This window comes from Staphylococcus sp. MSU001, from assembly GCF_052976705.1.
This window is the reverse complement of the sequence record NZ_JBRIKK010000010.1, coordinates 78,623-92,236: the sequence shown is the minus strand read 5'-3', so window position 1 is coordinate 92,236 and position 13,614 is coordinate 78,623. Positions and strand designations below refer to the sequence as shown.

At 31.4% G+C, this 13,614-nt stretch carries 10 protein-coding genes; 2 read left to right on the top strand and 8 right to left on the bottom strand.

Annotation, left to right across the window (positions count from 1 at the left end; translation table 11 throughout):
* Positions 1 to 598 precede the first annotated feature (598 nt).
* From ACVBFA_RS06360 to ACVBFA_RS06335, 6 genes are all read right to left on the bottom strand, one after another.
* The gene (locus tag ACVBFA_RS06360) at positions 599 to 2,407 is read right to left on the bottom strand and encodes an acyltransferase family protein (RefSeq protein ID WP_126122582.1); all 1,809 of its coding nucleotides are present in this window, start codon (positions 2,405 to 2,407) and stop codon (positions 599 to 601) included.
* Positions 2,408 to 2,911: 504 nt separating this feature from the next.
* Positions 2,912 to 3,619 (bottom strand): transglycosylase family protein, encoded by a 708-nt coding sequence (locus ACVBFA_RS06355; RefSeq protein ID WP_002486899.1) that lies wholly within the window; start codon positions 3,617 to 3,619, stop codon positions 2,912 to 2,914.
* 649 nt (positions 3,620 to 4,268) lie between these two features.
* Positions 4,269 to 5,693: a phosphate--AMP phosphotransferase gene (locus tag ACVBFA_RS06350; RefSeq protein WP_126122583.1), complete on the bottom strand. Its 1,425-nt coding sequence runs from the start codon at positions 5,691 to 5,693 to the stop codon at positions 4,269 to 4,271.
* A 100-nt stretch (positions 5,694 to 5,793) separates the two neighbouring features.
* Positions 5,794 to 6,852, bottom strand: a complete 1,059-nt coding sequence (locus tag ACVBFA_RS06345) for a PTS transporter subunit IIC (RefSeq protein ID WP_002505826.1) — start codon at positions 6,850 to 6,852, stop codon at positions 5,794 to 5,796.
* A gap of 298 nt (positions 6,853 to 7,150) precedes the next feature.
* Positions 7,151 to 8,530 carry an amino acid permease gene (locus tag ACVBFA_RS06340; protein WP_126122584.1) on the bottom strand — a complete coding sequence of 460 codons (1,380 nt, stop codon included), beginning with the start codon at positions 8,528 to 8,530 and terminating at the stop codon, positions 7,151 to 7,153.
* A gap of 206 nt (positions 8,531 to 8,736) precedes the next feature.
* Positions 8,737 to 9,594 (bottom strand): fructosamine kinase family protein, encoded by an 858-nt coding sequence (locus ACVBFA_RS06335; RefSeq protein ID WP_002447064.1) that lies wholly within the window; start codon positions 9,592 to 9,594, stop codon positions 8,737 to 8,739.
* Between the two features lie 223 nt (positions 9,595 to 9,817).
* Here ACVBFA_RS06335 and ACVBFA_RS06330 point away from each other — a divergent pair, with 223 nt between their 5' ends.
* Together ACVBFA_RS06330 and ACVBFA_RS06325 are read left to right on the top strand one after the other, a co-directional pair.
* The gene (locus ACVBFA_RS06330) at positions 9,818 to 10,882 is read left to right on the top strand and encodes a quinone-dependent dihydroorotate dehydrogenase (protein ID WP_447158796.1); all 1,065 of its coding nucleotides are present in this window, start codon (positions 9,818 to 9,820) and stop codon (positions 10,880 to 10,882) included.
* A 92-nt stretch (positions 10,883 to 10,974) separates the two neighbouring features.
* Positions 10,975 to 11,244, top strand: a complete 270-nt coding sequence (locus ACVBFA_RS06325) for a hypothetical protein (protein ID WP_002486930.1) — start codon at positions 10,975 to 10,977, stop codon at positions 11,242 to 11,244.
* A gap of 42 nt (positions 11,245 to 11,286) precedes the next feature.
* On the opposite strand, the gene ACVBFA_RS06320 is transcribed toward ACVBFA_RS06325, so the two are convergent.
* Positions 11,287 to 11,973, bottom strand: coding sequence for an epoxyqueuosine reductase QueH (locus ACVBFA_RS06320; protein WP_153647446.1), 687 nt, complete (start codon positions 11,971 to 11,973; stop codon positions 11,287 to 11,289).
* Between the two features lie 306 nt (positions 11,974 to 12,279).
* Positions 12,280 to 13,614 (bottom strand): zinc ribbon domain-containing protein, encoded by a 1,335-nt coding sequence (locus ACVBFA_RS06315; RefSeq protein ID WP_126122417.1) that lies wholly within the window; start codon positions 13,612 to 13,614, stop codon positions 12,280 to 12,282.

The following is a 13,614-nucleotide window of genomic DNA, read 5'->3' as shown; positions in this document are numbered from 1 at the left end:
GTTAAATATCCTCCTAAAAATTTAAATAATTAATTTCATATAATGAATAGTCATGTGACTAAAATATTTACTTTATTATCCTTGGCTTCGTTCTTTTTTAACGACAAGCATTACTCTATCAGAAAAATGTACGTTTGTGTGCGGTGTTATCATTTTGTAATGTTTACATAGAGTTGTTTTGTTAAATGAAGTCTGTAAATAGCGTAACGAAAGCATGTAACTAACAATATTTCATGTAACGTTTTAGAATTGTTATATTCTTGTAATAATAAATTTTGCTCTTATTACAACTTTATCTATGATGAGTTTAGTCTTTCTTTTAAATATTTTAGTCAATAAAGAATATTTACTTGATGTAAATTTAATCTTAAATAACGCTAAGATTATTCATAAAATTGATAAAAAATGAGGTGAGATAGAATTCATATCGAATTCGTTATCCCACCCCATCACAATGGTGAACTATAATAATAAATACCATATACCCCTTTTTGACTTAATTGTTTTTGTCATCTCACTAAATCATGACTAAGGAAACACATTGAATCTCATTCTAATTTCTAGTGATATATAGCTCTTTTATTTTTATTTTTGAATATTATTTTTCATTAACTTCTTTCATTTTTTTAATGATTTCATTAGATAATGCTTTAACACCACTGTATTCCAAGTGAATACCATCATATGCAAAATACTCAGAATGACCCTCAGATGCTTTATACCAATCAACAATATGAACATTTTTATGCTTCTTGGCTACTTGTTCCATAATTTTATTATTAGTCGACTCGTAGTCTCTCGGTACTCTTACCTTAATTAAGTAAATATCTGCTTCACCTAAAGAATCAATTAATTCATTCATTTGATCTTTCGTAAACTCACCGTTCGTACCAAGTTCTATCACAACACTCTGACCTTTTTTAGTATAATCTTGGTACTTCTGATTGATTAAATCTTTGCCCTCAATTAACTGTCGTCCAACTTTTCCATCAATATTAGCATGTGGCACTTTTTCACTAAAGACCTGACCGATATCTACCATTACTGAATCTCCCAGCAATAATGGAGACGCTTCTTTAGGATTAAAATGTTGTTGTGAAGACTTATCTTGATTATTTTCATCTGGCTTTTTAGGTTTTGCTTTCTGGTTCGTTTTAAAAGATTTTTGTTTCGCAGCTTGTTGTTTATCATGCTCTTTACCCAAACTATCATAGGCACCAAATACTATGAATGCAGAAGGAACAAGCAAAATTAATACAATGATCGTTCTTGAAAATCTTGTTAAATTTTTCGGCATCACTGTGAATGCTTTGAATCCATTTTTTCTAATAGGCGTTTCAATAAATTTATAAGATACTTCAGCCATGACAAACATAAGTATCACTTCACAAATATATACAAACCAAGGAATCTGACCTTGTACGAAATAACTATTCATAAAAATAATGATAGGATAGTGCCATAAATATAAACTATACGATCTCTTGCCTATATAAATAAATAACTTGAAACTTAGTATTTTCTTTAAGACACTTGATGGATGCACAACGCTTGCAATGACAAACAGTGTCAAGAATGAGATGGCATAAAATCCTCCACTATATATCCATTTATCTTGATCACTAACCACTACAAACAAATAAATGAGCACTGCCATTCCGACTATGCCTATTGCACTTATACTTGCTTTAGCACCTTTAGATATATCCTTTCTAAAAGAAAACGGTGGCCAAATAAATGCTAGTAAGCATCCTAATAACAATGTTTGTAAACGTGTGTCAGTTCCGAAATAAACTCTAGAATTGTTACCTGTATACATATGTATCGTTATCATTGCAGTTAATGATAATAAAGAGATGATTAATAGAATAATCATTGTAGTTCTCTTTTTGAAAAACTTTAATAACCCTAAAAGTATAAATGGAAAGAATAGATAGAATTGTTCTTCAATAGCTAATGACCATAAATGCTTTAATGGCGCTACAGCAAATTGATTAAAATAGTCTACGTCTTGTATGATATACCACCAGTTCGAAACATAGAAAAGTGCTGCTATAGCATCATGTTTTATACTAATAATTAATTCAGGTTTAAATAGTAATGTATATATTAAAACAACCGTGACAACAAACATCATTGCTGGTATTAATCGTTTAAATCTTCTAAGCCAAAAATTAACTAAATTAATAGAATTATTTCTATAGTACTCACTTAATAATAAACTAGTTATGAGATAACCAGAAATGACAAAAAAAGTATCTACTCCAAGGAATCCACCAGATAACCATTTCGTGTTTAAATGATAAATGATTATCCCAATGACTGCTATAGCTCTCAAACCATCTAAACCAGGCAAATAGTGCGGTTTATAAGTTTTGTTGAGACGTCTATAATTGTTCTCATTCATTCAATTACACTCCGTTTAATTTTTAAAATACTTGCTCTTAATATTATCACAATTACATCCTCAATTGCATTGACATATCATCTTTTTACTTAAATATTATACTTTAACAAATTAAATAGGTATATATTTATTAAAACATCTTCATATAAGTTGTGTAGGTAAGCAATTTAAATGTATCTATATATGATATTAAACACACCATTTATATAACCATATCTTTTAAATAAATACAAACATAATATCATTTAACTTTATTATACTTTTCAGTCTAGATGTTATATTTTCACTTTGTTAACATCACTTTGCTATATGAATCATTTTAATTTGACTTTCAAATAAAAAAGAACCTAGAACACAAAGCGATGTGTCCTAGGCTTTTTAATTTATTGCCTCGATAACTAAGATTAAAACTTACTTATATATAAGGGAGTCAATTTTAGTCCTCGTTGCTGAGAGGACAACGAATGTTGCCCCACTCTTTCTAATTATATTATTAGATTTGGATTACATACCCCAAGCAGATAAACCTTGTGCTTTATATGCTTTATAAGCTGCATTGATTTGATCATTTACTGAACCAGTTGAACCCCAACCTGGCATAGTTTGGAATAATCCAGCTGCACCTGAAGCATTACGTGCATGTAATTGACCATTTGATTCTCTAGCAATAATGTGTTCCCATGTTGAAGCAGATACACCAGTACGTGCAGCCATTTGAGCAGCAGCATATGAACCTACTGAACCAGCAGTATTACCATTTGATAATCTTACTGAACTACTGTGAGAGCTGTAGTTATGGCTTGGTGCTGAGTATGAAGTAGTTGATGTGCTGTAGCTACGACTTTCTGAAGAAGTTGGAGCTGAAACAGCTTGTACATTTGTGTTACTAGATTGTGTATTTGCACTTACTTCTTGGTTAGATGATGATTCTGTGTAATCAGCATCTGAACCAGCTACAGTGTAGCTCCATGACCATTCTGAACCATTTGAAGTGAAGTTGTATTGGTATCCATTGTCTACGAAATGAATATCGTAAGCACCAGCTTGAACTGGTTTAGCATTTAATTCTTCAGGGTTATGTTGTGCTAAATCTACTAAGTGTGCTTTATCAACGTTTGTAGTTTCTGAAGCGTGTGCTTCATGTCCTGATAAACCATAACCTGCAATTCCTAAAGATACTGCTAATGTAGAAGCGATAACTGTTTTTTTCATGATATATAAATCCTCCAGATATAATTTAAAATTTGTTTGTTTTGTTATTTAAATGTTTTGAATTCGTTGTGCTATATTGAAAATGTTTTTTGTTAACTTTTGACGCTACCCACTATATCATAAAAATCGCCTTTGTATATTACACGTTCCTTACAAAAGGTTACAATATCAACACCCTTTTGTAATCTTAAAACAGATATATTTCAGTTTGTAACATATAATTTCTTAATATTAGTTTCATATTCCACCTTAATTCAAGTAATTACATTGTGTTTCAAGCTGAAATATCATTATATTAAGTTATCTGTAAAATTACAGATTGCAATGTTGTTACATAAATGAAATAATTCTAACTATTTGATTCTAAGTATTATCATTTTTATGAAGATTTGTTTATTTTAATGAGGTTACTTTTTAACTCTTATTCTTTAATAAACAAAATATAACGCTATGTATCAATTTGGAACTCAAAATATCTTTTGTATTAAACGACGTTACCTTTTCTATATAGGTGAGTTATCCTTTTAGAATATATAATAGAAGAAACACAGTATTTTCATTCATAAACATTTCATTATATTAAAAAAGAGAGTGAGACCAATGAATAATGCTTCATCCACGGTCTCACTCTCGAGATTTTTATTTAAAATTAATACGTTTTAACTCCCCATAGTACTTCTTCACATTTCCTAATAATTGTTTTAAGTACTTCAATCCGACCCGTTTTTTTATGATCTGCCGGAACAATATACCAAGGGGCGTATGAAGTGTTTGTAGATTCAATCATATCATGACTTGCTTCTAAATATTCATCCCATTTTTCTCTATTACGCCAATCTTCTTCAGTAATCTTCCATTGTTTATCAGGATTATTTTCACGGTCTTTAAAACGTTTTAGCTGCTCATTCTTATCTAAGCTCAAGAAGAATTTTAAAATGATTGTACCTTCATCTGTCCACATCTTTTCAAATTGATTAATTTCATCAGATGCACGTTGCCATTCATTCTGGCTCGCAAAACCTTCTACACGTTCAACTAGTACACGACCATACCAACTACGATCAAATATTTCAATATGACCTGATTTTGGCATCTTTTTAGCAAATCTCCACAAATAATGATGATTAAGTTCGACATCCGTAGGTGCACTAATACCATTCACTTCATATCCTGTTGGATCTAATTTTTCTCTAATACGTTTAATATTGCCACCTTTACCGGCAGCATCCATACCTTCGAAAACCAAAACAAGAGGAATCTTTCTTTCATATAAAGCAAATTGGATTTCTCTCATTCTCTGTTGCAATTCAACAATGAGATTTTTATACGTTTTTTTGTCTACTTTCTCTAGATTATTATCAAATAAAGAAGTCGTGAAGCCTGATGTGAACTTACTGTTGACTTTAGTTGTTTGTTGTTCAACTTTTTTTATAGCTTGCTCAAGTCTATCTATTAAATGTAAGTACATTTTTTCAAAAGCATGCTCGCGCTCTGTGTAATCGATGACTTTCCAATCTTTATCCTTCTTGATGAATTGATGCATTTGATTTAGATAACTTTCTTGAGGTATAACATTTTCATATTCTTGAACTTTCCATCTAGTTAAGGGATTATCTTTTGTCTGTTGAATATGTTCATTGCGTTTTTCTTCATTTATTTCTATGAAAAACTTTATAATTTCATAGTTATCATTCTTTAACATCGATTCAAAATGATAAATTTGATTGACTAAAACATCATAATTTTTATATTGATCATGCTTAATTTTGTTTTCTTTATAATCTAAAAAGTGTGAATACCAACTTCTAAAATAAATATTTATATTACCCTTTTGTGGTAACGTATTCCAATATTTTTGTAAAAATTGATAACGTAAATCGTTTGATTCTGGCGATTTAGTAGCTATAAATTGCGAATATTTGGCATCTAGGTGCAATAGTAATTCATTTGATAAACGTGTCTTCCCTGAAGCAGGAATCCCCTCAAATAATACCATAATTGGAATACCTAATTCATGAGTACGTCGACTTAATCGAGCTACTTTCAATTGTAATTCTTCTAGTTTCCCTGACATCGTTTCACCCTCTATATATGTTAAAGTTAGATGCTATATTATTATATTTTAACATAGAAAAATCTCTTCAACGTTCTAAACGTTGAAGAGAGATGACGGTTTATCCCATAAATTTAAAAATATCATTCTCATACAAATGAATAAATCTTCTAAGTATTAAATCTAAAATCCATGCAACTAGAAACGGCACAACAAAAAAGGCGATGACAATAAGTAATAAACTTAACCATGCAGAATCAACATGCATAAATTTGAAGGCATTAATAGGTCCAACCATTCCGATAAAACCAAATCCGGCTGATTCTTTTGTTCCTGAAATACCAATAATTCCAGAAGCAATACCAGATATTGCCGCTGTCAAGAAAATCGGAATCATAATGACAGGGTATTTAACCATATTTGGCATCATCATTTTCACCCCACCGAAAAATATTGATAAAGGAATACCTACATGATTAACTTTGCTGGTGCCAATCAATAATACAGCTTCTGTTGCTGCTATACCTATTGAAGCAGATCCTGCAGCAATACCTGATAATCCAATAGCAATAGCTATGGCAACAGTTGACAATGGCGATATGATTATAAAACTAAACACCATAGAGATTAACATACTCATAAACACTGGTTGTAATTCAGTAAAGCTATTAATCATGTTACCAATTCCCGTAGTAATTAACCTTACATATGGTAAAGTAAATACGCCGATTGTAGCTGCTAAACCACCAACAACTGTCGGAAAAACAATTAAAGCCATACTACCAACACGTTCTTCTATTAATAAAATAAGTAACACGGCGATGGATGCAGTTAACATCGTATTAATTAAATCCCCAATTCCCGCAATTACCCATGTACCTTGTTTAAATTGAGCTGCACCACTACCAACATATGAGGCACTTGCTACTACAGCTATTGCTAATGGTGTCATATTGAACTTCATAGCTATCAATGCTCCAATAAGCGCTGGCACTGTAAATTGGATGGCTTGAACGACCCCTAATAAAGTTTTGAAAATAGGATGATATTGCATAAAGTATTTAAAAATTTCTCCCAAAATCGCATTTGGAACGAGTCCGGCTACTATTCCAATTGCTACCCCTGATAACACTCTAAAAATAAAATCCTTTGGTCCATCGATGTTTTTTATCGTCGACATAAGTTAAACCTCCCAATGTGCTAAGTAAAATTATGTATAAAAAGAGTCTCGAAGCCTATATATGATTCAATTAAATCTTTCTTAGATGCTGTAACTTAGAGGGATAATTAGTGAAATGCATATATGACATTCAAGACTATGCTCAATAGTATACCATATTTTCTGAAAATTAAGATAACTTATTTGTCATTTCATTCAAAACATTAATTTTTAATTAAAATACACTTCATAACCTTTAGTTTAAATACTAACGTTATGAAGTGTTACCTAACTCACCATATTTGAAATAATAAGTGCTTTACTCTTCCTCAGTTTCAATTTTAGCTTTGCGAGATTCTTTTTTATATTTTTGATACATCACTAACATGATAACAAACCATACGGGTGCAGAAAGTACGGCATAACGCGTTGCACTATTAATCAATAATATAATAAAAATAAATGCAAAGAACCCTAAAATACAGTAAGCCATGTATTTTCCGCCCCACATTTTATAGTTACTCTCTTTATGCTGTTTCGGTTCATGTCTTAAATAACCTAGATACGCAATCATAATAATTGTCCAAATCATAATATTTAAAACAGTTGAAAATGTTGTAATTTGTACAAACACTTTAGTCGCATCTTTAAAAATTGCATTTAACACGACTGAAATACTTAATAAGCCACATGTCACTAAAATAGCATAATGTGGTACGCCGTGCTTATTGGTTCTATGTAAGAATGCTGGACCCTGCTTTCTTCCAGCTAATCCAAACATCGTACGGCTATTAGCGAATATACCACTATTACAAGAAGACGCTGCGGCTGTGAGCACAACAAAGTTAATAATACCTGCTGCAAAAGGGATTCCAACTAATCCAAACATTTTAACGTATGGACTATCAGCAGGATTTAATTGTTGCCATGGTACAACAGACATGATAACTGCTAACGATCCTACATAAAATAATAATATTCTAAACGGTACATTATTAATTGCTTGAGGAATTGTTTTGTGAGGATCTTTAGTCTCCCCTGCAGTTATTCCAATCAACTCAATACCAATAAATGAGAAAATTGCCATTTGGAATGACATGAAGAAACCTTGTGCACCATTAGGGAAAAAGCCTCCGTCTTTCCATATATTCGTCACAGTTGCAGGGCCATAGCTTGTCTTCATTCCAAATACAATCATAACAACACCAACAGCTATCAAAGCTAAAATAGTCAAAACTTTAATAATAGAAAGCCAAAATTCTAATTCTCCAAATAATTTAGCACTAAATAGATTTAAAGCAACTAAAACTAAAATCGTCGCTGCAGCTGTTAACCAGTTTGGAATTGTTGGATACCAGAAGGAAACATACTTGGCAACAGCAGTCACTTCTGCCATTCCTGAAATAATCCACGTTAACCAATATGTCCACCCCACCATAAAACCTGCCATAGAACCAATATGATGATGGGCAATATCACCAAACGATTTAAATCCTAAATTGGATAACAGTAATTCTCCCATAGCCCTCATGAACATAAAGAGAACGAAACCTACTATTATGTATGTTAGTAAGATAGATGGTCCTGCTAAATGAATAGATTGGCCAGCACCAAGAAATAAACCTGTTCCAATAGCCCCGCCAATCGCAATTAATTGTATATGTCTATTGCTTAATTCTCTTTGCAGTTTATCTGCCATAATCTTATCTTCTCCATTTCATAGAGTAAATCACTGACTGAAGATTATGTCATGCGTCATACCCCTTGTTTTATAATAAATTTCTTTTAATCATAGAAAAATAGCATTACAAATTTAAATATACCCTATTTTAAAAATTTTCAATCAATCTTATTTTTAAAGACCTCACTAAAGCCCGTTGATATCTTTAGTGAGGTCGAAGTTCTTTACTCTAAAATGATTTTCATAGAGCGTTGTACACTATCAGCATACATACCTCCAAATTTAAGTAAATGTATCATAAGTAAATATAATCTATAAAATTCTATACGTTTTTGTGATCCTTTGGCTAATGGTAGCTGTTGATTATATTCGTCATAGAACTCTTGTGTAAATCCACCAAACACTGTAGTGATTCCTATATCAAACTCTCTATCGCCGTAGAGTGGTGCAGGATCAAACAAAGCAGGTTGGCCATTTGTTAAGAACATATAGTTACCTCCCCATAAATCACCATGTAACAGAGAAGGTTTACTAGTATGATTTGATAGCTCGTCAACAATAACTTTTCTTACACGTTCATACATCTTTTTATCTTCTTGTTTCCACAATCCTACACGTAATAACTCATCTTGTAAGTGATCCATTCTACGATCTATAAAAATCTCTTTCCATGTCTCAGTCCATGAATTATCAAATGAAATATCTGCGCCTTCATGCGGTAAACGGAATCCAAATTTATTATCTTGTTGGTATTGGCTATGCATTCTAGCAACCAATCGAGCAAGTTCTCTTTGACTCCCTTGACTACCTTCTTCAAGAAAACTTAATAATAAATATGCATCTCCATTTATCTCTCCACTTGCAATTACTCTTGGAGCTGTTATACCTGCATTTTCAAATTCATTTAGTCCTGCAATTTCTGCGGCATAAAAGGCTTCTGATCGTTGACGTTGAACGAGTAAAAAAAAGGTATCTTCTTCAACTGTAGTGACTTTAAATGCTTCATTTACATCTCCACCACTTACTGGAGAAATGTCTTTCACATTGTCAAGCGGCAATGCGCTCATCCATTGTTCATTCATTTTCTCACCCTCTTAACTTTATATTATATCTACATTAATATATTACCTATAATGAAATCATTAATCTTAACTTCTTTATATTATTAAATTAAGTCAATTTTTCAACTTTCTAATATTTAACTATGAAATTTTACATGAAAATGCTAGTCTATTAAAAGAATGAATTTCAAACATATTAACTGGGGATAGTAAGCCTCAAATATAATGAAATAGGAGCATTTATATGTACAAATTAGTTAAGCCTTTATTATTCAAATTAGATCCTGAACGAGCACATGGTTTGACCATCAATGCGTTGAAGTGTGTTCAAAAATGTTCACCCATTTTACCTATCGTTAATAAGTTATTTACTTATAACAATCCAATATTAACGCAACATATTCACGGTATTTCTTTTGATAATCCTATCGGGTTAGCTGCAGGTTTTGATAAATCTTGTGAAGTTCCAAAAGCACTTGAAAACATTGGCTTCGGTGCAATTGAACTCGGCGGTATAACACCTAAGCCTCAACCAGGTAATCCAAAACCACGCATGTATCGTTTACTAGAAGATGATGCACTCATCAATCGTATGGGATTCAATAATAAGGGTATGAATAAAGCATTAAGTAATTTACGTAATCATTCATGCTCAATACCAGTAGGATTAAATGTTGGTGTGAATAAAACAACTTCCTATGAAAATCGCTATCAAGATTACATTAAAGTGATTGATACATTTAAAAATGATGTCTCATTCTTTACAGTGAATATTAGCTCCCCAAATACAGAAAATCTCCAAAACTTTCACGACGAAAATGAATTATCGATGTTATGTGATGCTTTCAATACATTTAAAGCTAAGAACAATATTAATGTACCTATCTTTTTAAAGTTAACGTCTGATATGGAATTAGATGGTTTTAAAAAAATCTTGCCTTCAATTACAGATACATTCGATGGGGTTATGTTGGCAAATACGACACGGCAACGTGATGGATTAAATTCAAAAAATAAAATACAAGAAGGTGGTTTGAGTGGCAGACCATTATTCGAAAGAAACTTACAACTAGTTAAATATGCCTATCAACAAACACAAGGTAATTTCTTAATTATTGGAACTGGTGGTATATTCAGTTCTGAAGATGCTATCAAAATGTTAAGAAACGGTGCGTCATTACTACAAATATACTCTTCATTAGTCATTGAAGGACCAGGTTTGACTAAGAAAATGAATAAAGAAATCGCGCATTATTTAACTCGACATGGTTATGCTAATGTAAGTGATATTATTGGTTTAGATGCATAAATTACAATTACGAAGTTGCTTTTAAATAATGAATAATTTAATAAATAACGTATAAAAGTTTAAGAACGCTATTATTCATTGGAGGTCCTATCATGGGTAAAAATAACAAAGCAGATACCGATGCTAAAAAAGATAGTAATAACAACCATAAACATCAAAATGATCATATAGATAGACAAGGTTTAAATGGTTATCAAAAAACTGATTTGGATCTTGAGATAGAACGAGAACTACAGGAAATGATGGAAAATGGAGAATCTAATAAAGAAACAAAAAGTAAGCATTTCAAAATCTTATCTTTCGTTTCAATGATTGTCATTGCAGTGATAGCCATCATACGATTCATACAAAAAACGATATAAATATACAAATGCCTACTCATATGAGTAGGCACATTTTATATTTTAAAATTGTTGTAAAAATGCTTGAGCATCTTTATTTATTTGTTTAAAATCTATACCTTGCTTCATCGCTGCAAATACACAGCCACAATAACATTGTCTAAAAATATTATAATCATTACACATTTCGATAGAACGTTCATACCCTTTATTCTTTTTAAAATCACTTGGTAAATATTTTACATTATATATATTTTGTACATCCATACCTAGTTCATTGATTAATTGGGCATTTTTCTTTGGAGAGAGTGTGATTGCACTACCAAAATAATCGTAACCATGTTCTAAAGCAGCTTTTGCAACAATTTCTAATCGCATCTCGAAACAAGCCGTACACCTTAGTCCACCTTCCGGCTCTTCAGTTAGACCTTTATCTTTTGCCATTTTCATAAATTTATGCGGTTCATATTCGGCTTCAATATACTTTACATTTGCACCTGTTTTATTATTAAAATCATTTACAAATTGTTCTTGAACTTTAGCACGTCTTAAATATTCACTTTTGGGATGTATATTAGGATTCGCAAAATAAATCGCTATATCCGCATATTGTGTTAAAAATTCTAACGTATATGTACTACAAGGTGCACAACAACTATGAAGTAAGATTTTTGGACGTTCTCCATCACGTTCCCATTGAGAAATTATCTTTCTTAATACTTTATCATAGTTGATTTTTTGATTTTTCATTTTAGCTAAAATTTGATTCGCTTCAATCACAATATGACCTCTCTTTCATCTACATAACACATTATTTAATAATATTATATATTACCGAATATATAAAGGAAATATTGAACGTACAAGACAATTCGACTTTAACTCTTAAAAAATTTAAAAAAGTGACCGAATTCGAATTGCGTGTATTGCCACATTTTAACAACAAGTCCTAAAAATAAAAATTTGTAACATAGCTACTTTAAAATTAGTCATCAATTCCCACTATAATAAAACACCTGAGACAATTATTTTTGCCTCAGGTTCTTGCATTAAATATTAATAACCAGATCCAACTTCTTCACCATCTTCGTCATATTCTGTAACATAACCGTCGTCAATGTCTACCGTGTACGATCCAGCTAAATCTCCATCTTTATCTAAGAATGAAAAGCCCCATTTACCATCACCGGTTTTTTCAGGTTCTTTATACGTATACGTATCAGTATCTAGTGTATGTCCTTCATATGACTCTACTTTATCAATTACATTTTCACGCGTTACTTCACCACTACTTGAATCGTTATCTGACTCGTCATCTGAATCATCATCGTATTTTTCATCTGATTTTTTATCGACATACTGATCAATAGCTTCTTCATCGAATTTGACTGTGACATCTGTTACACCACCATCTTTTTCGCTTGCACTTGCTACATTGACCGAATTCGATTTAAAAGTTTTTCCTTCATATGAACCTTCAGCGTGAACGATAACTTCTTCATCCGGATCATAAGGACCATATGTTTCTGATGAAAAACCATCTCCTATTTCTTTACCATTAGCATATATTTTTACATTATCTAATATATATCCGCCTTCAGTATCAACATTAAAACGTTTTTGTTTAAACGATTCATATGCAATACTATCACTTTCACTCATATCAATTGTAATAGCGCCTTTAAAATTTTTACCTTCCATGTCTTTTGATGCTTTTAAATTATAATCACCGATAGGAAATGTTCCTAATTCTTTATCGTCATCTTCTTCTACAGAAATATGATGTTTATCCCCGTTAAATTCATAAGTAATTTCACCACTATCACTTGAAACGAGCGTAATTGTTTTTTGAGGAACATTAAATTGATAGTTATCAAAAAAAACATATTTTTTTCCGTCTTTAGATATATTTAAAATATTATTACCATTTGCATCTACAGATAAATTGTTATAGTGATTATTTTTAATATCTTTGATGTTTTCTTCAACTTTGTCAGCAACATGCTTTAAATCATTTTCTGCTTTAATATACTTTAAGTACGCACGTGCTTCTTCTTCACTTAAACGATGATTGTTTGATGTTAATTGCTTAGATAACGATTTAGCATCGTCTTTTTTGATAGCATGTGCGATGTGAGTCGCTTGTTTTTCTGGTGACATTTGATTTTTAGCTATAGTAAAGATTACTACCAAAGCAATGATAATAGCTAACACTATAGTAATAATCAACCAAGTTTTTTTATTACTCTTATTGGAACGTGGTTGATGATGAGAATAGCGTTGTTCTGAATATTTATAATTAGTTCCATCATTTCTCACAGATGTACCACAATTTGTACATACCTTTACACCTTCTCGAAGAGGTTGACCACAATGACTGCAATATTTCAT